At 64.7% G+C, this 21,365-nt stretch carries 23 protein-coding genes and 1 tRNA gene; 22 read left to right on the plus strand and 2 right to left on the minus strand.

The features are described from left to right. Window positions 1-112: 112 nt before the first annotated feature. From pyrH to SPR01S_RS21380, 12 genes are all read left to right on the plus strand, one after another. A complete protein-coding gene (gene pyrH / locus SPR01S_RS00225) occupies window positions 113-835 on the plus strand; it encodes a UMP kinase (RefSeq protein WP_066583230.1) in 723 nt (240 codons plus the stop codon). 3 nt (window positions 836-838) lie between these two features. Continuing rightward, window positions 839-1,396 (plus strand): ribosome recycling factor, encoded by a 558-nt coding sequence (frr, locus tag SPR01S_RS00230; RefSeq protein ID WP_066583232.1) that lies wholly within the window; start codon window positions 839-841, stop codon window positions 1,394-1,396. A 20-nt stretch (window positions 1,397-1,416) separates the two neighbouring features. Then, a complete protein-coding gene (locus tag SPR01S_RS00235; protein ID WP_066583699.1) occupies window positions 1,417-2,136 on the plus strand; it encodes an isoprenyl transferase in 720 nt (239 codons plus the stop codon). Next, a complete protein-coding gene (locus SPR01S_RS00240) occupies window positions 2,133-2,948 on the plus strand; it encodes a phosphatidate cytidylyltransferase (RefSeq protein WP_066583234.1) in 816 nt (271 codons plus the stop codon). The genes SPR01S_RS00235 and SPR01S_RS00240 overlap by 4 nt, the downstream gene beginning before the upstream one ends. Next, entirely contained in the window at window positions 2,945-4,102 is a 1,158-nt protein-coding gene (locus tag SPR01S_RS00245; RefSeq protein WP_066583236.1) for a 1-deoxy-D-xylulose-5-phosphate reductoisomerase, read from the plus strand. The genes SPR01S_RS00240 and SPR01S_RS00245 overlap by 4 nt, the downstream gene beginning before the upstream one ends. Then, entirely contained in the window at window positions 4,099-5,232 is a 1,134-nt protein-coding gene (locus SPR01S_RS00250; RefSeq protein ID WP_066583702.1) for a M50 family metallopeptidase, read from the plus strand. Before SPR01S_RS00245 ends, SPR01S_RS00250 begins: the two co-directional genes overlap by 4 nt. 65 nt (window positions 5,233-5,297) lie before the next feature. Then, window positions 5,298-8,105: an outer membrane protein assembly factor BamA gene (gene bamA / locus SPR01S_RS00255; RefSeq protein WP_084250821.1), complete on the plus strand. Its 2,808-nt coding sequence runs from the start codon at window positions 5,298-5,300 to the stop codon at window positions 8,103-8,105. After that, window positions 8,105-8,785 carry an OmpH/Skp family outer membrane protein gene (locus SPR01S_RS00260; protein WP_066583238.1) on the plus strand — a complete coding sequence of 227 codons (681 nt, stop codon included), beginning with the start codon at window positions 8,105-8,107 and terminating at the stop codon, window positions 8,783-8,785. The genes bamA and SPR01S_RS00260 overlap by 1 nt, the downstream gene beginning before the upstream one ends. Beyond that, window positions 8,782-9,261, plus strand: a complete 480-nt coding sequence (gene fabZ / locus SPR01S_RS00265) for a 3-hydroxyacyl-ACP dehydratase FabZ (protein ID WP_281178756.1) — start codon at window positions 8,782-8,784, stop codon at window positions 9,259-9,261. The genes SPR01S_RS00260 and fabZ overlap by 4 nt, the downstream gene beginning before the upstream one ends. Window positions 9,262-9,393: 132 nt before the next feature. After that, window positions 9,394-9,624 carry a 50S ribosomal protein L31 gene (rpmE, locus tag SPR01S_RS00270; RefSeq protein WP_066583243.1) on the plus strand — a complete coding sequence of 77 codons (231 nt, stop codon included), beginning with the start codon at window positions 9,394-9,396 and terminating at the stop codon, window positions 9,622-9,624. A 128-nt stretch (window positions 9,625-9,752) separates the two neighbouring features. Further along, a complete protein-coding gene (locus SPR01S_RS00275; RefSeq protein WP_066583246.1) occupies window positions 9,753-10,088 on the plus strand; it encodes a PilZ domain-containing protein in 336 nt (111 codons plus the stop codon). 84 nt (window positions 10,089-10,172) lie between these two features. Then, complete coding sequence (locus tag SPR01S_RS21380; protein ID WP_157081816.1) at window positions 10,173-10,478, plus strand: hypothetical protein; 306 nt, start codon at window positions 10,173-10,175, stop codon at window positions 10,476-10,478. On the opposite strand, the gene SPR01S_RS00280 is transcribed toward SPR01S_RS21380, so the two are convergent. Next, entirely contained in the window at window positions 10,468-11,391 is a 924-nt protein-coding gene (locus tag SPR01S_RS00280) for a LysR family transcriptional regulator (RefSeq protein ID WP_369405251.1), read from the minus strand. The two genes, SPR01S_RS21380 and SPR01S_RS00280, sit on opposite strands and share 11 nt — an antisense overlap. Window positions 11,392-11,461: 70 nt before the next feature. On the opposite strand from SPR01S_RS00280, the gene SPR01S_RS00285 reads away from it, so the two are divergent. Further along, entirely contained in the window at window positions 11,462-12,340 is an 879-nt protein-coding gene (locus SPR01S_RS00285) for an SDR family oxidoreductase (protein ID WP_066583251.1), read from the plus strand. Between the two features lie 68 nt (window positions 12,341-12,408). On the opposite strand, the gene SPR01S_RS00290 is transcribed toward SPR01S_RS00285, so the two are convergent. Beyond that, a tRNA-Ser gene (locus tag SPR01S_RS00290) sits at window positions 12,409-12,498 on the minus strand. A gap of 120 nt (window positions 12,499-12,618) precedes the next feature. Here SPR01S_RS00290 and SPR01S_RS00295 point away from each other — a divergent pair. The 9 genes from SPR01S_RS00295 to SPR01S_RS00335 all read left to right on the plus strand — a co-directional run bounded on the left by SPR01S_RS00295 (window position 12,619) and on the right by SPR01S_RS00335 (window position 21,341). Next, on the plus strand, window positions 12,619-13,644 hold the full coding sequence (locus SPR01S_RS00295) for a lytic murein transglycosylase (RefSeq protein ID WP_066583253.1): 1,026 nt from the start codon (window positions 12,619-12,621) through the stop codon (window positions 13,642-13,644). A 94-nt stretch (window positions 13,645-13,738) separates the two neighbouring features. Beyond that, a complete protein-coding gene (locus SPR01S_RS00300) occupies window positions 13,739-14,623 on the plus strand; it encodes a septal ring lytic transglycosylase RlpA family protein (RefSeq protein ID WP_066583256.1) in 885 nt (294 codons plus the stop codon). A gap of 53 nt (window positions 14,624-14,676) precedes the next feature. Further along, entirely contained in the window at window positions 14,677-15,834 is a 1,158-nt protein-coding gene (locus SPR01S_RS00305; RefSeq protein WP_439646718.1) for a D-alanyl-D-alanine carboxypeptidase family protein, read from the plus strand. Between the two features lie 7 nt (window positions 15,835-15,841). Then, a complete protein-coding gene (tmk, locus tag SPR01S_RS00310) occupies window positions 15,842-16,471 on the plus strand; it encodes a dTMP kinase (RefSeq protein WP_066583259.1) in 630 nt (209 codons plus the stop codon). Further along, complete coding sequence (locus SPR01S_RS00315) at window positions 16,468-17,430, plus strand: DNA polymerase III delta subunit-related protein (RefSeq protein ID WP_066583261.1); 963 nt, start codon at window positions 16,468-16,470, stop codon at window positions 17,428-17,430. Before tmk ends, SPR01S_RS00315 begins: the two co-directional genes overlap by 4 nt. Before the next feature lie 233 nt (window positions 17,431-17,663). Next, window positions 17,664-19,199: a methionine--tRNA ligase gene (gene metG, locus SPR01S_RS00320; protein WP_066583263.1), complete on the plus strand. Its 1,536-nt coding sequence runs from the start codon at window positions 17,664-17,666 to the stop codon at window positions 19,197-19,199. After that, window positions 19,196-19,975, plus strand: coding sequence for a TatD family hydrolase (locus SPR01S_RS00325; protein WP_066583265.1), 780 nt, complete (start codon window positions 19,196-19,198; stop codon window positions 19,973-19,975). Before metG ends, SPR01S_RS00325 begins: the two co-directional genes overlap by 4 nt. Beyond that, window positions 19,972-20,742 (plus strand): MBL fold metallo-hydrolase, encoded by a 771-nt coding sequence (locus SPR01S_RS00330; protein ID WP_066583267.1) that lies wholly within the window; start codon window positions 19,972-19,974, stop codon window positions 20,740-20,742. The genes SPR01S_RS00325 and SPR01S_RS00330 overlap by 4 nt, the downstream gene beginning before the upstream one ends. Next, window positions 20,739-21,341 carry a retropepsin-like aspartic protease family protein gene (locus tag SPR01S_RS00335; protein WP_066583269.1) on the plus strand — a complete coding sequence of 201 codons (603 nt, stop codon included), beginning with the start codon at window positions 20,739-20,741 and terminating at the stop codon, window positions 21,339-21,341. Before SPR01S_RS00330 ends, SPR01S_RS00335 begins: the two co-directional genes overlap by 4 nt. Window positions 21,342-21,365: the final 24 nt, after the last annotated feature.

Genomic DNA, 21,365 nt, shown 5'->3' on the forward strand with positions numbered 1-21,365 from the left:
GGGCCGGTGCCGCGAAACGCGCCCTCGGCGCGTTTCAAAACAAACTCTATCCGCTTGGCTTCGGGGCATGACGCCCCTAAGGTCCGCGCCACTTCACGACCCGAAGGTGTAGATGTCCAGCCCCGCTTATAAACGCATCCTCCTGAAACTCTCGGGCGAGGTCCTGATGGGTGAGGGGGGCTTGGCGATCGATCCGACGGTCACCGCGCGCGTCGCGGGCGAGATCAAGGATGCCAGGGACGCCGGGCACGAATTGTGTGTCGTGGTCGGCGGCGGCAACATTTTCCGCGGACTGTCGGCAGCGGCGAAGGGCATCGAGCGGGCGACCGCCGACTATATGGGCATGCTGGCGACGGTGATGAATGCGCTGGCGGTGCAGAACGCGCTCGAGCAGGTCGGGGTCGACACCCGGGTGCAGTCCGCGATTCCGATGCAGTCGGTATGCGAACCTTTCATTCGACGCCGCGCGATGCGCCACCTCGAAAAGGGACGCGTGGTGATCTTCGCCGCCGGCGTCGGCTCGCCTTTCTTCACGACCGACAGCGGCGCTGCGCTGCGCGCCGCCGAAATGAATTGCGACGCGCTGTTCAAGGGTACCTCGGTCGACGGCGTCTACAATGCCGACCCCAAGAAGGACTCTGCGGCAAAGCGTTATGAGACCGTGAGTTACGACACGGTGCTCGCAGATAATCTCAAGGTGATGGATGCAAGCGCCATAGCCTTGTGCCGCGACAACAATATTCCGATCGTGGTGTTCAACATCCGCGAGCCGGGCAATCTTGCCTCGGTGCTGCGCGGAGAGGGCGTCTCGACGGTAGTGCAAAAGGAAGGATGACACATGGCCGCTTATGACAAGGCCGATCTCGAGCGCCGCATGGCCGGCGCGGTCGAAGCGCTGAAGCACGATCTCGGCGGGCTGCGCACCGGTCGCGCGTCGACCGCGTTGCTCGATCCGGTGACGGTCGAGGTGTACGGATCGCACATGCCGCTCAACCAGGTCGCGACGGTGTCTGCGCCCGAGCCGCGCATGTTGTCGGTCCAGGTGTGGGACAAGTCGAATGTCGGCCCGGTCGAAAAGGCGATCCGCTCGGCCGGTCTCGGCCTCAACCCGATCAACGACGGCAATACGTTGCGGCTGCCGATCCCCGATCTGACCGAGGAACGCCGCAAGGAACTCGCGAAACTCGCGGGCCAATATGCTGAGAAGGCGCGGATCGCGGCGCGCAACGTGCGTCGCGACGGGATGGATTCGCTCAAGACCGACGAGAAGAAGGGCGTGTACTCCGAGGATGAGCGCAAGCGCCATGAGACCGAAGTGCAGAAGGTGACCGACAGCACGATCGCCGATATCGACGCCGCGGCAACGGCCAAGGAAAAGGAAATCCTGGGCCAGTGAAGCCCGTCGCCGCCACCGATATGGCGCCGGCCGCTTCAAGCGCGGTGCTGCCGCGCCATGTCGCCATCATCATGGACGGTAATGGCCGTTGGGCGAAGAAGCGTCATTTGCCGCGGCTCGCCGGGCATCGCCAGGGCGTCGAGGCGGTCCGCAAGGTCACCCGCGCGGGTCGCGCGATGGGGATCGAGGCGATGACGCTCTACGCTTTTTCGTCCGAGAATTGGCGGCGTCCCGAGGAGGAAGTTGGCGACCTGATGGGTCTGCTGCGCCATTTCATCCGCAGTGACCTCGACGAGCTGGTCCGCGAGAATGTGCGGCTGCGGGTGATCGGCGATTACCGCCGCTTCTCCCCCGATCTGGTCGCGATGATCGACGACGCGACCGGGCGCACGTCGGCCAACACGGGTCCGTTGCTGGCGATCGCGCTCAATTACGGGTCGCAGGCCGAATTGGCCGGCGTGGCTCGAGAACTGGCGCGCCGGGTGCGCGACGAGGGCATGGCGATCGAGGATATCGATACTCAGGCGATCGAAAACCTGCTCGACACGCATGACTTGCCGCCGCTTGATTTGTTGATCCGCACCTCGGGCGAACAGCGGCTGTCGAACTTCCTGCTGTGGCAGGCGGCCTATGCCGAATTGCTGTTCGTCGATACGTTGTGGCCTGATTTCAATGCCGAAACATTGAGCGAGGCGATCGCCGCCTTCGGGCGACGGCAACGCCGTTTTGGAGGCCTGTGAGCGACCGTTCCGCGCGCCCGCCGAAGCGCCCGCCCGAATTGTTGGTCCGCGCCACGGTGGGCCTTGGCCTGATGGCCTTGGCGTTGGCCGCGGTTGTGCTTGGCGGATGGATATTCTGGCTGCTCGTCGCGGCGATGGCGATGGTCATGATCGCGGAATGGGCAGACCTGGTCGGCACCGCGGCCCGCGACAAACGTGGCGCGATGCTGGCTCTCGTTGTGCCGTTGACCGTGATGTCGCCCGCCGCCTGGGGGCCGGGCTGGTTCGCTTTGGGAATCGTTGGCGCGGCGGCGGTGTTCGTCGCAGCGGTGTTCAAGCCCCGCGCGCTGGGACTGGGCATGGTCTATGTCGGCGCGCCGGTCCTGGCGCTGCTGGTCATCCGCGAAAACCGCGAATTCGGGCTGATCTACACACTCTGGACGCTGGCGCTGGTCTGGATGTGCGACATCGGCGCCTATTTCGCCGGAAAATTTATCGGCGGCCCGAAACTCGCGCCGATGATCAGCCCCAACAAGACCTGGGCCGGGCTGATCGGCGGCATCGCGGCGGCGAGCGCCTTCGGCTGGGTCCTCCATTGGCAATATGGTTTGGCGATGCGGCTGACACTGGCGACTCCCATCCTGGCGTTGCTCGCCCAAGGCGGCGACCTGTTCGAAAGCTGGCTCAAACGCCGCGCCGGCACCAAGGATAGCGGGACTCTGTTCCCCGGCCACGGCGGGGCGCTCGACCGGCTCGACGGGCTGGTGCCGGTGGCTCCGGTTGCCGCGTTCCTGGTCGTCATCGTTCCCCTCCTGTACGTCTGGCGCCCATGAAGACCGTCACCATTCTGGGCGCGACCGGATCGGTCGGCACATCCACGCTCGACCTGATCGAGCGCGAGCCCGATCGCTTCAAGGTGCGGGCGTTGACCGCCAATTGCGACGTCGAGCGCCTTGCGGCGGCGGCGCGGCGAACGCGCGCCGAATTGGCGGTGGTCGCCGACGAGAGCTGCCTACCCGCGCTGCGCGAGGCGCTGGCCGGTACCGGCATCGATGTCGCGGGCGGCGTGCAAGCGATATGCGACGCCGCGCGATCGGGAGCCGATCTCACCGTTGGGGCGATCGTGGGGTGCGCGGGGCTGCGTCCAGTGATGGCGGCGGTGGAGCAGGGCGGCACCGTGGTGATCGCCAACAAGGAACCGCTGGTTTCGGCGGGGGAATTGGTGGTCGACGCGGCGCGGCGATTCGGCGCGACGCTGCTGCCCGCCGATTCCGAGCACAATGCGATCTTTCAATGTTTCGATCCTGCCCAGGCGAAGCACGTCCGCCGTATCATCCTGACCGCGAGCGGCGGACCGTTTCGCGACTGGAGCCTAGAGCGCATGCGCGACGTCACGCCGCAACAGGCGGTGGCGCATCCCAATTGGACGATGGGCGCCAAGATATCTGTCGATTCGGCGACGATGATGAACAAGGGCCTCGAATTGATCGAGGCCGCACGGCTGTTCCCGGTCGAGGCCGACAATATCGAGATCATCGTGCATCGGCAGTCGCTGGTCCATTCGCTGGTGGAATATGCCGATGGATCGGTGCTCGCGCAGTTGGGGCCGGCCGACATGAGGACGCCGATCGCTTATTGCCTCGCCTGGCCGGAACGGATGGCGACGCCGATGGCGCCGCTCGACCTGATCGCCGCCGGCAGGCTCGATTTCGAAGCTCCTGATGAGCAACGTTTTCCCGCACTGGCATTGGCGCGCCGCGCGCTGACCGCGGGAGGCGGGCGCCCGGCGATTCTCAACGCCGCCAACGAGGTCGCGGTGGCGGCCTTTCTGGCGGGCAAAATCGGTTTCCTCGAAATTGCCGCAATCGTCGCCGATACGCTCGACGGCTACGACCCGCCCGCGCCCGAGACACTGGACGACGTACTGGCTATAGATGACGAAGCGCGTACCATCGCGGGCGAGCGTGTAGAGGATTGCGTTACCTGATGCAGAGTCCCGGTCTGATCCTGTACATTGTCGGCTTCGCGCTGTTGCTGGGGCCGCTCGTGTTCTTCCACGAGCTCGGCCATTATCTCGCCGCGCGGCTGTTCGGCATCAAGTCGGAAGTTTTTTCGATCGGGTTTGGCCCGGAAATCACCGGCTGGACCGACAAACGCGGCACGCGCTGGAAACTGAGCTGGATCCCGCTTGGCGGCTATGTCCGCTTCGCTGGCGACATGAACCCGGCCAGCCAGCCCGACCCTGCCTGGCTGGCGCTGCCGCCGGCGGAGCGCGCCCGCACCTTCCAGGCCAAACCATTGTGGCAACGCGCGATCGTCGTGCTGGCCGGTCCCGTGACCAATTTCCTCCTCGCTCTGCTGATCCTGATGGGATTCGCCCTGGCCTATGGCGACAATCGCACGCCTACGACCGTGGCCGGGGTGGAGAGGGGCAGCGCCGCTGCTGCGGCAGGCCTGAAGACCGGGGACAGGATCACCGCGCTGGGTGGACGCCCGGTCGAGACGTTCGAGGATTTGGCCTATTACGTCCAGCTGCGCGCCGGCGAGCGGGTCAGGATCGATTTCGATCGCAGCGGCGTCGCGATGGCGAGCGACGCGGTGATCGGCAAGCGGCACGTCAAGGACAAGTTCGGCAACGAAGGCGATATCGGAATGCTGGGGGTCCACGCCGCCCGGCCGGTCTTCGTGCGAATCGGCGTTCTAGAGGCACCGGCTGTCGCTTCCAGGGAGCTTTGGGCGCTGGTTCGGCAAACCGGCCAGGGGCTTGGCCAATTGATTACCGGCCGCCGTCCGATAAAGGACATGTCGGGTGTTGTCGGCATGGTGAAATTCTCCGGCGAACAGCTCAGCATGGGCTGGCCCGACTTCATCTGGTTGGTCGCGATCATCTCGATTAATTTGGGGTTCATCAACCTCTTGCCAGTCCCCATGCTCGACGGAGGGCATTTGCTGTTCTACGCGATAGAGGCTGTGCGGCGGCGTCCGGTGACGCCGGCGATCCAGGAATGGGCCTTTCGCGGCGGGCTGGCGGCGATCCTGTGCTTGTTCCTGATCGTGACGTTCAACGATCTGGGCAAGGTGGGCTTGTGGCAGCATCTCGCCGGGTTGATCGGCTGAAGCGGTTAGGGCAGGGCGGGCGCGCCCGTAAATCACGCGACGGCAATGTCTCCGGCTGGGGTGGAATGGTGAAAGTTATCAATACGTCGAAGTTCGGAACGCGCGCCGTTACGGTGTTGCTCGCGGGAACAATGCTCTCGGGGGTGCCGGTGGCCGCCGCCGCTCAGACCGCAGCCGCTACGCCCGCCGCGCCCGCGCCTGCCGCCACGGCACCGCAGGCTGCGCCTGGCACCCCCCAGACCGCGCCCGCCGCGCCGACCTCGCCGGCTGTGGCGCCGCAGCGCGTGATCCGCTCGCTGCGGGTCGAAGGGTCGCAGCGCATCGAGCCGGAAACGGTGCTGTCCTACACCAAGCTGCGCGTCGGCCAGGCCTATACCAACGAAACGCTCGATCAGGCGCTGCGCGACCTGCTGAACAGTGACTTGTTTGCTGACGTAACGATCGCTGGCGTTGAAACCGGTGAGATCGCGATCCGCATCCGCGAGAATCCGATCATCAACCGCGTGATCCTGGAGGGTAACAAGACCCTCAAGTCCGACAAAATTACCAAGGAAATCAAGCTCGCTCCGCGTCAGATCTTCACCCGCACCGCGGTGCGCCAGGACGTCGCGCGGATCATCGAGCTCTATCGCCGCCAGGGCCGTTTCGCCGCGCGGATCGAGCCCAAGATGGTCAGCCTGGACCAGAATCGCGTCGACGTCGTGTTCGAGATCGATGAGGGGCCCAAGAGCAAGGTCCGCGCGATCAACATCATCGGCAACAACGTGTTCTCCGACGGCAAGCTGCGCGAGCAGATGGTCACCAAGCAGGCGCGACTGACTCGCTTCATGTCGTCCAACACGTCCTACGACCAGGATCGTCTGGCCTATGACCAGCAGAAGCTGCGGCAATTCTACTTGACCCAGGGTTACGCCGATTTCCGCGTGACCTCGGCGGTAGCCGAGCTGACCCCGGACAAGAAGAACTTCATCATCACTTATGTGGTGGAAGAAGGTCCGCGCTATAAGTTCGGCAACGTCACTGTCGACAGCGACATCCGCGATTTCGACAATACCAAACTCGCCGCCGGCCTGGGGATCAACAAGGGCGACTGGTACAACGCCAAGCGCGTCGAGGATTCGGTCGACCGCCTGAACGAAACCGCCGGTTTGTTCGGCTATGCGTTCACCGACGTGAACCCGGAATTCAATCGCGACCCCGATAAGCTGACGATGTCGATCAACTTCCACATCGCGGAAGCCAAGCGCTCGTATATCGAGAAGATCGACATCACCGGCAACCGCAACACCCAGGACAAGGTGGTGCGTCGCGAAATCCGCCTGGCGGAAGGAGACGCGTTCAACAGCTTCCAGGTGAAGCGCTCGCAGGATCGCATCAACAGCCTGGGCTTCTTCCAGGACAAGTTCGAGATCAAGCAGGAGCAAGGCTCCGCTCCCGACCGCGTCGTGCTCAATGCGAATGTCGAGGAAAAGGCGACCGGCGAATTGTCGCTGTCGGCCGGCTATTCGAGCCTCGAACGGTTCATCATTCAGGCCGGCATCACGCAGCGCAACTTCCGCGGCAAGGGCCAGGAGCTGCGCGCGAACGTCGACTATTCGGTCTATTCGAAGTCGGTCTCGCTCGGCTTCACCGAACCGTATCTGTTCAACAAGAACGTCGCCGTCGGCGTCGACATCTTCCGCCGCGACTATAACTCGTTCAACTATCTCGGCGACCAGCGCCAGACGACCTATTCGCAGGTCTCGACCGGGTTCCAGGTCCGCACCGGCGTGCCGATCACCGAATATTGGTCGCTGTCGGCGCGCTATGGGCTGACTTACGACGAAGTCGGCCTGGATAAGGCCACCTATTATTCCGACACCAACGCCGACGGCATCTTGGATACCTGCGATCCGCTCAAGGCAGGGCGCTATCTGTGCGACGCGATCGGCAACCGCCTGTCGTCCGTGCTCGGCTATTCGTTGGTCTATGACAGCCTCAACAGCCGTCTGAGGCCGACCGCGGGCAAGCGCCTTGTGCTGAGCCAGGACTTTGCCGGGCTAGGCGGCGACGTGCGCTATGTCCGGTCGCGGATCGAAGCGTCGAAATACGTCAACCTCGGCCATAACTGGATTTTCTCGGTCAATGGCGAGGCCGGCTACATCGCCAGCCTGGAAAAGAGCCGGGGCGCCGGCATCGACAAGGTCCGCATCACCGATCGCTTCTATCTTGGCGAGCCGCAGATTCGCGGATTCGACATTCGCGGCGTCGGCCCGCGCGTGCGGCGTATCAATTACATCAACACCACCGACTCGAACGGTGTCGTCACCGCGCAGACGCTCGATCCCGACAAGAAGAATTATATCGACGACGCCTTGGGCGGCCGGGCCTATTATCTCGTGCGGTTCGAGCTGCAGCCGCCGCTTTCGGGCGGTGCGCGCGAGCTGGGGCTACGTCCGTCGATCTTCCTCGATGTCGGCGCCGTCTGGGGCGTGACCAAGCCGCAGCTGACGACATTCCCGTCTCATATCGATGCCAATGGAAAGACGATCTACGACCCGATCGTGACCCCGGTCCGCAACGGCTCGGGCCAATTGCTCTATAGCTATACCGATTCAAGCGGCTCGGTCGTGTCGACGACCTGTGCGACCGGTATTCCCGATGCGAGCGGCAATTGCGTTGGCGGCACCGCCAACAACGCGCTGACCACGTCGGCCGGTCCGTTCCTCGAGCAGTTCCTCGGAGATACGCCGCGGCCGCGCGTCTCGATCGGCTTCGGGGTCAACTGGAATTCGCCCTTCGGGCCGCTCCGCATCGACATCGCCAAGGCGCTGCTACACTCGCCCGGCGACGATACCAAACTCGTAACATTCAACGTAGGGACCCAATTCTGATGAATAGCATGATCAAATATCTCGGCATCAGCGCAGTCGCGCTGACGACCGGTCTGGCGCTGGCGCCTGTCGCCTCGGCGCAGTCCGTCGCCGTCGCCGACCCGCAGACCGCGATCCTGAAGACGACCGCATTCACCAACGCGATCAACCAGATCAAGACCACCTACAAGACCGGTCTCGATCAGGCCGAAGCCATCCGCAAGGAGCTCGCGCCGCTGGAGCAGGCGTTCGACGCGAACAAGGATGGCCAGCTCGACGAGTCCGAGCTCGCCAAGCTGCGCGCGTCGCCCAATTTCGCTTCGATCCAGCAGAAGGAGCAGCAGGCTTCGACGGCGGAAATGCCGGCCCTGCGCGCCCGCGCTTACGCGATCGAGCAGATCTCGGCGAAGTTCCAGCAGGCTTATGCCACGGTCAAGACGACCAAGCGCGTCAGCCTGGTGATCCGTCCGGAAGCGGCGCTGGACTTCGACGCCAATGCCGACATCACCGACGACATCACCGCCGAGCTCAACAAGCTGGTGACGACCGTCAGCATCACTCCGCCGGCCAATTGGCAGCCGGGCGGCAACGCTGCCGGCGCCCCGGCGGCGCCGCGCGGCAATCCGCCGGCGGGCGTCCCGGGCGGCGCGCTGCCTCCGGCGCCGGCGCCTTCGACCGGCAAGAAGCCGTCCGGACGGTGAGCGACGAGGCGACGGCAGCCGCTTCCATCGGTCCGCTCGATATCGGGCGGGTGATGGCGGCGCTGCCGCACCGCTATCCGATGCTGCTGGTCGACCGTGTCGAGGAATTGATCCTCGACCGGTCGATCGCGGCGATCAAGGCGGTGACGATCAACGAAAGCTTCTTCCAGGGGCATTTTCCTGGACGTCCGATCATGCCCGGCGTGCTGATCGTCGAGGCGTTGGCGCAAGCCGCCGGCGTGCTGGCGGTCGAGAGCCTGGGGCTCGCGGGATCGGGCAAGCTGGTTTATTTCATGGCGATCGACGAAGCGAAGTTTCGCAAGCCGGTCGAACCGGGCGTGCTGCTCCGCCTCGAAGTCGAATTCGTCCAGAAGCGCTCGTCGGTGTGCAAATTCGCGGGCCGAGCGCTGATCGATGGCCAATTGGCCGCGCAGGCGAACTTCACGGCGATGATCGCCGACCCGCCGGCAGCCTGACGCGGCGGAGCCCGCGCGCCGCGCATTGTTGAGGACATTTTTCGAGAGAGTTGCGCTGGCGGATACCCTCTGCTAGGCGCCGCGGCTTCGCTCCCGGTCGGAAACCGGCGGCTTTCAAAAGGATTTCGCGACGTGAAGAAAGACACTCACCCCGATTACCACATGATCAAGGTCCAGATGACCGACGGCACCGTGTACGAAACGCGCTCCACCTGGGGCAAGGAAGGCGACACGATGACCCTGGAAATCGATCCCTTGTCGCATCCGGCCTGGACCGGCGGCCGCGGCCAGATGCTCGATGCGGGCGGTCAGGTGGCGCGCTTCAACAAGCGTTTCGGCGGGCTGTCGCTCACCAAGAAGTAAGCCGCGCCGCTTCGGCGGTTGCGTGACGTTCGACGCCGCGTTCCCGGGAGGGGGCGCGGCGTTCGCTTATCCGCGAGCCCGGCGGTCCTTAACGCTGTCTTAGGCATCGCATGGCTAGGCTTTGCGTCATGGAAGCCAGGCAGATCAACATTTCGGCGGAATTCGAACCTGCGGTGATGAACCGCCGGCGGTCGCCGCGCGCGCCCGTGTCGCTCGACGCCAAGCTGGGCAGAAGCGGGCTCGACCGGACGTTATGTCGAGTGACCGATTTGTCGCCCGAAGGCGCGCGGATCTCGACCTACTCGGCGCTCAAGAAGGACAGCGTGATCTGGCTGACCCTGCCCGGCGCGGGGCAGATCGCGGCGACGGTCCGCTGGGCTGACGATTTCCAGGCCGGCTGCCTGTTCCATCGGCCTTTGCCGGATCATTTGTACGAGGCGCTGGTCGACGTAGGCGCGCTGTGAGCGGACGAATGAACGCCCGAAACCCTGCTACGCGCTCTTACGTATAAAAAACCGCCGGATACTGGTAATAAGGCGCTCCTATCCATGCGTCGCAAACCAGGCATCTCGCTCTATCATCCGCCAGCCCGCAAACCGACGGTGATGCGGCGCTATGGCGCGCTCGCCGGGATCGGATTGCTGGTCGGTGCGGTGGTGGGGCTTGGTCTCACCCAGATACCGGTCGGCCAAGTCGCCGCCGTCACGTCGACCACCGATAAAAGCTGTGCCCAGCCGCGTCGATCCGACGAGGCAAAGCGGTGCGATAGGCGGCAGTCAACCGATCGTTGTGGGCCGACGCCGCAATGCGATCGCGGTGCTGGCGAGCCGCGTTCGACGCGCGCTAATCGATAAAAGCAGCCAGCTCGTTCGGTGAGCCGGTTGGGAACGCCTTTTTCAGATAGGTCAGGAACGCAGACACGCGCCCGCTGAGAAGCCGGGCCGACGGATAGAGCGCCCATAAATTGGTATCTGGTTCATCGACATCGGCCCATGCCACCAGCCGGCCGGCCGCCAGGTCATGGCTGACCAGCGAAAGCGGCAGGCGGCCAGCACCGATGCCTTGCCGGACCGCGTCGCGGACCATCACCATGGAAGAAAGGGACAGGACCGGATTGATCGCGATAGTGGACCGTCCGCTCGTTGTAATCACGTTCCAGTCGCCCGACAGATCGGGCGATCCGCGGACGACCGCTCGCACCGCCGAACCGTCAATCGGCCGAATGAGCGCCGGTGCCGCCGCGACCACCAGCCGGTCACGCAGGAAGGCCCGCCCGATCAGGCTCTCGTCAGGTCGTGGGTTGACCCGAATGACCAGATCATAGCCCTCCTCGATCATGTCGACGTTGCGATCGTCGGTCGTGACTTCCAGCCGCACCTCGGGATATTCGAGCGCAAAGCCGGCGGCGAGCCTGCCCATCGCGATCTGCGAAAAGAGCGAAGGGGCGCTGATCCGCAGCCGGCCGCGCAGAGCATCGCCACCCGCGGCTATTGCCGCTGCCGTCTCGTTGAGTTCGCTAAGCAGTCGCCCGGTCCGTTCATGGAGTGCGCGCCCTTCTTCGGTGAGCTTTAGATCGCGGCCGCCGCGCTCGAACAAGCGCACGCCGAGCCCGGCCTCCAAATCCGCCACACGCCGGGACAGAGTTGCCTTGGGACGTGTGGCGGCCCGTGCGGCGCGTCCGAACCCGCCATGCCTGGCGACGAGGTTGAAATCGGCGAGGGCAAGAAGATCCATATGTTCCACCAGCGAGACGCAATGTCCAAACATAGCGTCTATTGGTGCATCTGTGGATCACTAAATTCGGAGGCGTCAATCAAGACACCTCAGGAGACACATCATGACCATTCTCGTTATCGGCGCGACCGGCCGCGTCGGGCGCCATGTCGTCGACCAACTCGTGAACCGTGGCGCCACCGTGCGCGTGCTTACTCGCGATCCCTCGAAAGCCGATTTTCCCACCGAAGTTGACGTCGCCCAGGGGGACCTGCTCGACATCGACGCACTGCGCGCCGCGTTCACCGGCGTCGACGCATTTTTCCTGCTCAATGCGGTAACCGGCGATGAATTCACCCAAGCGCTCGTCACGCTCAACATCGCGCGCGAGATGGGCGTCGATCGCCTCGTCTATCTGTCGGTGATCCATGCCGACAGGTTCGTGAACGTACCGCACTTCGCGGTGAAGTTCGGTGCCGAGCGGATGATCGAACAGATGGGGTTCAGCGCCACGATCCTGCGTCCGTCCTACTTCATCGACAATGAGCACATGAGCAAGGACGTCATTGTCGACCACGGCGTCTATCCGATGCCGATCGGTGGCAAGGGTCTCGCCATGGTCGATGCGCGCGACATCGCCGAGGTCGCGGCGATCGAGCTCATCCGTCGCGCACAGGCACCGGGCATGCTGCCGGTCGAGACGCTGAACCTGGTCGGCCCCGACACGCTGACGGGTTCGGATGTGGCGGCGATCTGGTCGGATGTTCTCGGCCGCCCGATCGTCTATGGTGGCGACGATCCCAGCGCGTTCGAGCGGAACCTGGCGAGTTTCATGCCGAAATGGACGGCCTATGACATGCGCCTGATGGCCGAGCGCTTTGTCAGCGATGGCATGATCCCTGAGGCCGGCGACGTCGAGCGCGTCACCCGGTTGCTGGGCCGCCCGCTCCGTTCCTATCGCGACTTCGCCTCGGCACTCGCCGCCTCGACAGCGACGGCCTGAAATACTCTTGAAGACGATCGACGGGGTTGCTCGCGGAGAGCAGCCCCGTTGCGATTGAAGAACAGCGCTGGCGGAGAGGGTGGGATTCGAACCCACGGTGGGCTTCCACCCACGGCGGTTTTCAAGACCGCTGCCTTAAACCACTCGGCCACCTCTCCGCGCGAGCTGCGCTTTGCGCAAGGACGGCGATTTGTGCAAGTCGCGCGACGATGGGGTTTCACCTTTGCCGCTCGCTGTGGCACGGTCTGCCGATGCGCGGACGGGGTTTTATCGGGAGAATGGCGGCAGCGATCGCGCTGACCGCCGGGTTGTGGCTTACGGCGAGTTCGGCGAATGCCCAGGACGAAGCCGGTTTTCAGTCATACCTTCAGGGCGTGCGCGATCGCGCCCTAGCGCAAGGCGTGAAGCCGTCCAGCGTGAATTCGGTGCTGGGTGGGCTCACGTTCAACCAGCGCGTGATCGATCTCGACCATGCCCAGCCGGGGGGCAATCCGGCGAACCCGACCGACAGCGCAGCGCCGCCCTTTGCACCCTATTTGCGGCGCCATGTCGATGCCGCTCGGATTTCGCAGGGCAGGCAGAAATATCTGGCCGAGCGCGCGCATCTCAGCCGCATCGAGGCCGAAACCGGCGTGCCCGAATCGATCATGGTCGCGATCTGGGGGCATGAGACCAATTACGGCCGGATCATGGGCAATTTCGACTTGCCTCGCGCGCTGGCAACGCTCGCCTATGATGGCCGCCGCCGCTCGCTGTTCGAAGGCGAATTGATCGCGGTCATGAAGATGGTCGATCGTGGCGTGCCGCGCAGCCAGCTGGTCGGCAGTTGGGCGGGCGCGATGGGCGGGCCGCAATTCCTGCCGTCGGTCTATCTGCGCATGGCGCGCGATGGCGACGGCGATGGCCGCGCCGACATCTGGAACAGCGACGCCGACACGCTCGCCTCGATCGGCAATTATTTCTACAATGCCGGGTGGCGGCGCGGGCAGCCCTGGGGCCTTGCCGTCTCGGTACCGTCGACCTTCGATCGCTCGGGCGTGACCAACAGGTTGATCTCGCCGCGTTGTCCCAAGGTGTTCGCCCGGCAAAGTGGCTGGCGGTCAATAGCCGAATGGCGCGCATTGGGAATCGTGCCGCAATCCAAGCCATGGCCGGCGGGCAACGTGCAGGCCACGCTGATCGAGCCCGATGGACCCGGCAAGACCGCCTATCTGCTGACCGGCAATTACCGGGTCATTCTCGATTATAATTGTTCCAATTTTTATGCGTTGAGCGTGGGGTTGCTGGCGGATGCGGTGGAATAAGGGGGGCCTCGCATTCGGTCTGGGACCGTGCGTGGTCCTGTTGGGGTGCGTTGGAGGCGGGGGATCAGACGGTGGGCTGCGTCCGCCAGCGCAGGTGTCTGGAGGCGCGCTGCAAGGCGGTTATCCACAGACCTATTCACCATCTGTTCCACAAGAGTCGCCGCAGCCAAAGGCTCGGCCAGCGCCGCTCTCCGCCGATGAAGCGGATGCCGGGCCGCCGTCGGCGGATGGCCCGAGTGCCACGTCGGGGCGCGGCGAGTCGCGCTACGATGAAGTCGGCTATGCCACTTGGTACGGCGCCGAGCTGGCGGGCGGGCGTACGGCATCGGGCGTTCCGTTCGACCCCAAGGGCTTCACCGCGGCGCATCGCACGCTGCCGCTCGGCTCCTATGCCGAAGTGACCGCGCTCGACACCGGCCGCACGATCCTGGTCCAGATCAACGATCGCGGGCCGCACCAGAGCAATTTGCTGATCGACCTGTCGCAAGGCGCGGCGCGGACGCTCGGCATAACCGGACGCGAGGCAGTGCGCATCCGCGCGGTCACTGCCAGCCCGTCCGATCTCGCGGCGCTGCGCGCCGGGGAGCCGGGGGTGCCGCGGCTGGATACACCGCCGGCGCTCCTCGCCGGCCTCCGTCAGCGGCTGACCAATACTCCCAGGCCCGTCGCTGGGCCGCCCAAGATCCAGCTGCGTCTGCCGCTCGATCGTATCCCACCCGAACCGCAGGCGGCCAAGGTACCGATCAGGAAGCCGACGCCAGCTTTGGTCGCCAATGGATTCTACGTCCAGGTCGCCGCTTTTTCGAGCCAGCCGCGCGCCGTTGCGCTCGCCAGGAGCCTGGGCGGACAGGCTGTACCCGCCGGCTCAGTATGGCGCGTGCGGATGGGCCCCTATTCGACGAAAAATCAAGCCAGCCAGGCACGTGACGCGGCAGCGGCACGCGGCTATGGCGATGCTCGTGTGGTCCGCCAGGACTGATCTTACCCCGCCTTAGCGTACGGACTGTTGTCACCATGAAATATATGCCCAAGATGATCCACCTGAGCGCTGCGTCGGCTCTGGTCCTGGCCGCGATGCCGGCCACCGCCGCCGCGCCCACCTTCGATACGCCGGCGCCGGTTGCCTATATGGTCGACATGTCGTCGAACGCTGTGCTGTATTCGAAGGACGCCGATCGTCGCATGCCGCCGGCATCCACGGCGAAGATGATGACCGTCTATGTCGTATTCGACATGATCAAGAAGGGGCAGCTCAAGCCCGATCAGCAATTCACGATGAGCCCCGAAACCTGGCGCAAATGGCACAGCCAGGGGTCGACCATGTTCCTCAAGGCGAACGAGAGCGTCAGCATCGACAATCTGCTGAAGGGCATCGTCACGCTGTCGGGCAACGACGCCTGCGTCGTGCTGGCGGAAGGCGTGTCGGGGACCGAGCAGGCGTTCACCGACCGGATGAATGAGGAAGCGAAGAAGCTTGGCCTGACCAACAGTCATTTTGGGACGGCGAACGGCTGGCCAGACAACGGCGTTACCTACGTCTCCGCGCGAGATCTCGCCAAGCTGGCCGAGGCGACGATCCGCGACTTCCCCGATCTCTATAAGCGTTATTATTCGCTGCCCAACTTCACCTGGGGAACCCAGATGAACGGCACCGCGATCGATCAGGCCAACCGTGACCCGCTGCTGGGCGTAGTGGCAGGCGCGGACGGGCTGAAGACCGGTCATACCGACGAATCCGGGTACAGCTTCGTTGGCTCGGCGATCCAGAACGGCCGGCGGCTCGTCATGGTTGCGGCCGGGTTCACCAGCTACAACCAGCGCAAGGACGAATCGATCAAGTTCATGAACTGGGGCTTCCGCGCCTGGCAGACGCATCCGATCGTCGCCAAGGGCAAGCAGGTCGCCACCGCCGAGGTCCAGCTGGGATCGTCGAGCAGCGTGGGGCTGGTCGCAGCGGACAATCTGGCGATGACCGTGCCGTCGGGCACCACGCCCAACACCAATGCCAAGGTCGTCTATGACGGCCCGCTCAAGGCGCCGATCAAGGCGGGCGACCATGTCGCCGACCTGATCGTGACATCACCCGGCATGCCCGACCAGCGCTTCCCGCTGGTCGCCGACAAGGATGTCGGCCAGGCAGGGTTCTTCGGTCGCGCCTGGACCGGGCTGATGCAATTGTTCGGCGGCTGACGCACAGGTGGCGCGCGGCAAGTTCCTCTCGGTCGAGGGCGGCGAGGGCGCGGGCAAGTCGACCCAGGTCCGCCGCCTCGCCGACGAACTGCGCGCGCGCGGAATCGACGTCATCGTCACGCGCGAGCCGGGCGGCAGTGAAGGCGGGGAGGCGATCCGCAACCTGTTGATGCAGGGCGACATCAAGCGCTGGAGCTCGCATACCGAGGCATTGCTGTTCGCCGCGGCGCGCGCCGACCATGTCGAAAAGGTGATCCAGCCGGCGCTCGGCATCGGCACCTGGGTGATCAGCGACCGCTTCATCGATTCGTCGCGCGCCTATCAGGGCGTAGCGGGCGGCATCGACGATGCGGCCGTGCTCGCGCTGCACGCCTTCGGATCACGCGGGCTGCTGCCCGACCGCACCCTGGTGCTCGAAGTTCCGCCGGAGATCGGCGCGGAGCGCGCCGCGGCACGCGACGGCGCGGCGGCCGATCGCTTCGCCGCGCGCGAGCGGGCTTTTCACGACGACGTCGCGGCGGCGTTCCGGCGGTTCGCGGCGGCCGAACCGGACCGGGTACGGTTGATCGATGCCGCGGGGGATGTCGAAACGGTCGCGGTCGGCGTGTTCGAGGCGGTCGCCGACCTGCTGCCATGACGTCACTCTATGGTAACCTCGCGGCGCGGCAGGCTTTTTCTGCCGCGATCGACAGCGGATCGCTCCATCACGCCTGGATTTTCGCCGGGCCGGAAGGCGTGGGCAAGGCCCGGTTCGCGATGCTCGCGGCCCGGCGCCTGCTCGCGGGGCCGGGGCAACCGGACGATTTCACGATCCCGCCGGGCGACCGCACGCAGCAATTGATCGAGGCCGGATCGCATCCCGATCTCAAGGTGCTGCAGCGGCTGCCCCGCGACGAGAAGAAGCCGGAACAGGGCCTGGCGCGGTCGATCCGCGTCGACCAGGTCCGCGAACTCGACCATTTCCTCGGCGTGAAGGCGACCTATTCCGACCGCCGCGTGGTGGTGATCGATACCGCCGACGATCTCGAACGGCCGGGCGCGTCGAACGCCTTGCTCAAGAATCTCGAGGAACCGCCCGCGGGCACGGTGTTCCTGCTGGTAAGCCACGCGCCTGGCCGCTTGCTGCCGACGATCCGTTCGCGCTGCCGGATGCTGCGCTTCGAGCCGCTCGACGATACGGAAATGCGCACTGCACTGGTCGATGCCGGCGTCGCGACGAACGAGATCGACGAGCTGATTCGCGTCGGGCAAGGATCCCCGGCACGCGCGTTGGCGATGGCCGGGCTCGATATTCCCGGGTTGGACAAGGCTCTGGCGGCACTGGCTCAGGGTGATGCCAGCAATGCCGTCCGCGCCGAACTTGCTCGCGCGCTGTCGCTCAAGGCGGCGCAGGAGCGCTATGAGGCGTTCCTGGAACGCGCGCCGAGCTTCATCGCCGCGGCTGCCCGAACGCGATCGGGCGAGGCGCTGAGGACTGCGCTCGACGCGCACGACGCCGCGCGCAATCTGGCGGCCAGCGCGTTGGGCCTGTCGCTCGACGCGCAGGGGACGGTGTTCGAGATGGCCGGGCTGGTGGCGCGGCTGGCAGTGCGCTGAACGTACAAACCCCTCTCCCCTCGGGGGAGAGGGTGGGCCCCATTGCGTCAGCAATGGGAGGGTGAGGGAAGCGACCGCACAGCGGTCGCGCTGCGCTTAAGCGCCGCTTTCCCCTCATCCAACCTTCGCTAGGCGGCTATTGCCGCTAAGCTGCGGTATCCTTCTCCCCCAAGGGGAGAAGGTTTGTGGCGAGGAGGTTCCATCGGCGCGGCACCTGCACTAGAGGGCAGGGCATGGCCGACACTTATTATATCACGACCGCAATCAGCTATCCCAATGGCCGTCCGCACATCGGCCATGCCTATGAAGCGATCGCCGCCGATGCGATCGCGCGCTATCATCGTCAGGCCGGGCGCGACGTCCGTTTCCAGACCGGCACCGACGAACACGGGCTGAAGATGGTCCAGACCGCGCGTGACCGCGGCGTCGAAACGCGCGCGCTCGCCGATGAGATGTCCGGATATTTCAAGGCGATGGATGATCGCCTTAATATCTCCTATGATCGCTTCATCCGCACCGTCGAAGCCGACCACCACACTGCCAGCCAGGCGATCTGGGAAGCCATGGCCGCGGCCGGCGATTTGTATCTCGATCGCTATGAGGGCTGGTATTCGGTCCGCGACGAGGCCTTCTACGACGAGAAGGAACTGGTCGACGGGGAAGGGGGCAAGCTGTCGCCCCAAGGGACTCCGGTCGAGTGGACCGCGGAGGAAACCTGGTTTTTCCGGCTGAGCAAATATCAGCAACCTCTGCTCGATCATTACGCCGCCAATCCCGACTTCATCCAGCCCGATGCCCGGCGCAACGAAATGATCGCGTTCGTGTCGGGCGGGCTGTCCGACCTGTCGGTCTCGCGCACCAGCTTCGACTGGGGCGTCAAGGTGCCGGGCAGCGACGGCCATGTCATGTACGTCTGGGTCGACGCGCTGACCAATTACCTGACCGGCATCGGCTATCCCGATCTGGACGGACCGCTGGGCAAATACTGGCCCGCCGATCTCCACCTGATCGGCAAGGATATCGTTCGATTCCATACGATTTACTGGCCGGCTTTCCTGATGAGCGCCAACATCGCGCTGCCCAAGCAGGTGTTCGGCCACGGCTTCCTGCTCAATCGCGGGGAGAAGATGTCGAAGAGCGTCGGCAATGTGACCGACCCGATCGAACTCGCCGACCGATTCGGGGTCGATCCGCTGCGCTATTTCCTGTTGCGCGAGGTCAGCTTCGGGCAGGATGGCAGCTATTCGGAAGAGGCGATCGTCACGCGCTGCAATGCCGACCTCGCCAACAATCTCGGCAATCTCGCCCAGCGCTGTCTGTCGATCATCGCCAAGAATTGCGACGGACGCGTGCCCGAGGCCGGAACGGCGACCGCGGTCGAGGAAGCGCTGGTCGAGAGCGTGAAAACGGCCGAGGCCGGCATGCACGCCGCAATGGGTGAGCTAGCGATCCATACCGCGCTGGAGGCGATCTGGTCGGCCGCGCGAGATGCCAACCAATATTTTGCCGACCAGGCGCCGTGGAGCGTGCGCAAGACCGATCCCGCGCGCGCCGACACGATCCTCTATTACGCCGCCGAGGCCGTGCGGCGGATCGCGATCATGGCGCGCTGGGCGATCCCGGCAAGCGCCGACAAATTGCTCGATCTGCTGGGGCAGGGGGCGGACGTGCGCAATTTCGACGCGCTCAACCGGCCGATCGAGGCCGGCATTGTGCTGCCGGCGCCGAGCGGCGTGTTCCCGCGGCTCGAAATGGCGGACGCAGCATGAAGCTTGCCGACAGCCATTGCCATCTCAACTATAAGGGTTTGGCCGAGCAGCAAGGCGACGTGCTGCGGCGCGCGCGCGACAGTGGTGTCGTCGCCATGCTCAACATTTCGACTCGCGAGCGCGAATGGGATGACGTCATTGCTGTCGCCGAACGCGAACCGGACGTCTGGGCAACGATCGGCGTCCATCCGCACGAGGCCGACCAGCATCCCGACATCGATACCGCCAAGCTGATCGAGCGCGCGGCGCATCCGCGCGTCGTCGGGATCGGCGAGAGTGGGCTCGATTATTATTACGACCATTCGGATCGCGAGCGGCAGCGTGCGAGCTTTCGATCACACATCGCCGCGTGCCGAGAAACCCAATTGCCGCTGGTGGTCCATACTCGCGACGCCGAGGACGATACCGCCCGGATCCTGCGCGAGGAAATGGAGCAGGGGGCCTATCCCGGCGTCATCCACTGCTTCACCGCGAGTGGCGATTTTGCCGACAAGGCCTTGGAACTCGGCTTTTATATCTCCATTTCGGGGATCGTGACGTTCAAGAACGCCAAGGATCTGCAGGAAACGGCTGCGCGATTGCCGCGCGAACGCTTGCTGATCGAAACCGACGCACCCTTCCTCGCCCCCGTGCCGCATCGCGGCAAGACCGGTGAGCCCGCCTTCGTCGCCGATACGTGCCGGTTTCTGGCGCAATTGCGCGGCGAGGATGCGGACGAGCTGGCCGACGCGACGCGCGCGAATTTCCACCGTCTGTTTGCCAAGACGCTGGCATGAAAGTCCGCATCCTCGGCTCCGGAACGTCGTCGGGGGTGCCGCGGATCGGCAATGACTGGGGGGCGTGCGATCCGACAGAGCCCAGGAACCGCCGCCGCCGCGTGTCGATCCTGGTGGAGACCGCTACCACGCGCATCCTGGTCGACACCGGGCCCGATCTGCGCGAACAATTGCTCTCGGCCGGGGTCGATCGCGTCGATGCGGTGATCTGGACTCACGATCATGCCGACCACACGCATGGCATCGACGATCTGCGTCAGCTGTTCCATGCCGCCGGGCGGCCGGTGCGCGGTCTCGCGCGGCCAGCGACGGGTGCGGTGCTGACCGAGCGTTTCGGCTATGTCTTTGCTGGCCGCGATGGCTATCCCTCGACCGTATCGCTCGAGCCGTTGCCCGACCGCCTGACGATCGGCGATTTGGCGATCACCGTCACCGACCAACCGCATGGCACGATCCATTCTGCCGGCCTGCGCTTCGAGGCCGATGGCGGTGCGATCGGATATGCCACCGATTTCAATATCATGACGGATGAAATGCGGAGCCTGTATCAAGGCCTGGACCTATGGATCGTGGACGTCCTGCGGCGCAATCCGCACCCCAGCCATCCGCATCTCGTCGAGGCGCTGGCCTGGATCGATGAGCTTCGCCCGCGACGCAGCGCGCTGACGCATCTCGACCAGTCGATGGATTATGCGACCTTGCTTGCCGAACTCCCGAAAGGAGTCGAACCGGCCTATGACGGGTTCGAATTCGAGGTGACGCGATGAGCGATACGACCGGAAACGTGATCTTCTACGTGTTGCTGCTCGTGCTGCCGCTGTCGGCGCTGTTCGCGCGCCGGCTGCCGCTGGGCCGCGTTGCCGTCATGGCGCTGGCCTGGATCGGCATCTTCGCCACTGGTCTGGTCGTGGTGGGGATCGTCAACCAGAACCAATGGCTGGTCTCCGGCACGCGCGCCTTGTTCTACGGGCCCGATCAGTCGGTGGTCGGCAGCGAGGTTCGCATCCCGATGGCCGATGACGGCCATTTCTGGGCGCGCGCGAAGATCAACGGCGTCGAGCGCGTGATGCTGGTGGACAGCGGCGCGACCGTGACCGCGCTGTCCACGGCGACCGCAGCGAACGCCAAGGTCGATCTCGACGGCATGGCGCGGCCGGCAGTCGTGTCGACCGCCAATGGTACGGTGACCGGCAAGTCGGCAACGATCGGAACGCTCAAGGTCGGCGGGATCACCGCAACCGATTTGCCGACGATCGTCGCGCCCGAATTTGGCGACCAGGACGTGCTGGGCATGAATTTCCTGTCGCGACTGAAATCCTGGCGAGTGGAGGACAGGACGCTGATCCTCACTCCAAATTCCAAATGAGTTTTACATAATGTATATTATCAA

The sequence above is a fragment of the Sphingomonas pruni NBRC 15498 genome, from assembly GCF_001598455.1.
Taxonomy (GTDB): Bacteria; Pseudomonadota; Alphaproteobacteria; order Sphingomonadales; family Sphingomonadaceae; genus Sphingomonas; species Sphingomonas pruni.

Coding starts and splice junctions, on each gene's coding strand:
- pyrH (WP_066583230.1), top strand. CDS start 113: ATGTCCAGCCCCGCTTATAAACGCATCCTCCTGAAACTCTCGGGCGAG.
- frr (WP_066583232.1), top strand. CDS start 839: ATGGCCGCTTATGACAAGGCCGATCTCGAGCGCCGCATGGCCGGCGCG.
- SPR01S_RS00235 (WP_066583699.1), top strand. CDS start 1,417: ATGGCGCCGGCCGCTTCAAGCGCGGTGCTGCCGCGCCATGTCGCCATC.
- SPR01S_RS00245 (WP_066583236.1), top strand. CDS start 2,945: ATGAAGACCGTCACCATTCTGGGCGCGACCGGATCGGTCGGCACATCC.
- bamA (WP_084250821.1), top strand. CDS start 5,298: ATGGTGAAAGTTATCAATACGTCGAAGTTCGGAACGCGCGCCGTTACG.
- SPR01S_RS00260 (WP_066583238.1), top strand. CDS start 8,105: ATGAATAGCATGATCAAATATCTCGGCATCAGCGCAGTCGCGCTGACG.
- SPR01S_RS00275 (WP_066583246.1), top strand. CDS start 9,753: ATGGAAGCCAGGCAGATCAACATTTCGGCGGAATTCGAACCTGCGGTG.
- SPR01S_RS21380 (WP_157081816.1), top strand. CDS start 10,173: ATGCGTCGCAAACCAGGCATCTCGCTCTATCATCCGCCAGCCCGCAAA.
- SPR01S_RS00280 (WP_369405251.1), bottom strand. CDS start 11,391: ATGTTTGGACATTGCGTCTCGCTGGTGGAACATATGGATCTTCTTGCC.
- SPR01S_RS00285 (WP_066583251.1), top strand. CDS start 11,462: ATGACCATTCTCGTTATCGGCGCGACCGGCCGCGTCGGGCGCCATGTC.
- SPR01S_RS00295 (WP_066583253.1), top strand. CDS start 12,619: ATGGCGGCAGCGATCGCGCTGACCGCCGGGTTGTGGCTTACGGCGAGT.
- SPR01S_RS00305 (WP_439646718.1), top strand. CDS start 14,677: ATGATCCACCTGAGCGCTGCGTCGGCTCTGGTCCTGGCCGCGATGCCG.
- SPR01S_RS00315 (WP_066583261.1), top strand. CDS start 16,468: ATGACGTCACTCTATGGTAACCTCGCGGCGCGGCAGGCTTTTTCTGCC.
- metG (WP_066583263.1), top strand. CDS start 17,664: ATGGCCGACACTTATTATATCACGACCGCAATCAGCTATCCCAATGGC.
- SPR01S_RS00325 (WP_066583265.1), top strand. CDS start 19,196: ATGAAGCTTGCCGACAGCCATTGCCATCTCAACTATAAGGGTTTGGCC.
- SPR01S_RS00330 (WP_066583267.1), top strand. CDS start 19,972: ATGAAAGTCCGCATCCTCGGCTCCGGAACGTCGTCGGGGGTGCCGCGG.
- SPR01S_RS00335 (WP_066583269.1), top strand. CDS start 20,739: ATGAGCGATACGACCGGAAACGTGATCTTCTACGTGTTGCTGCTCGTG.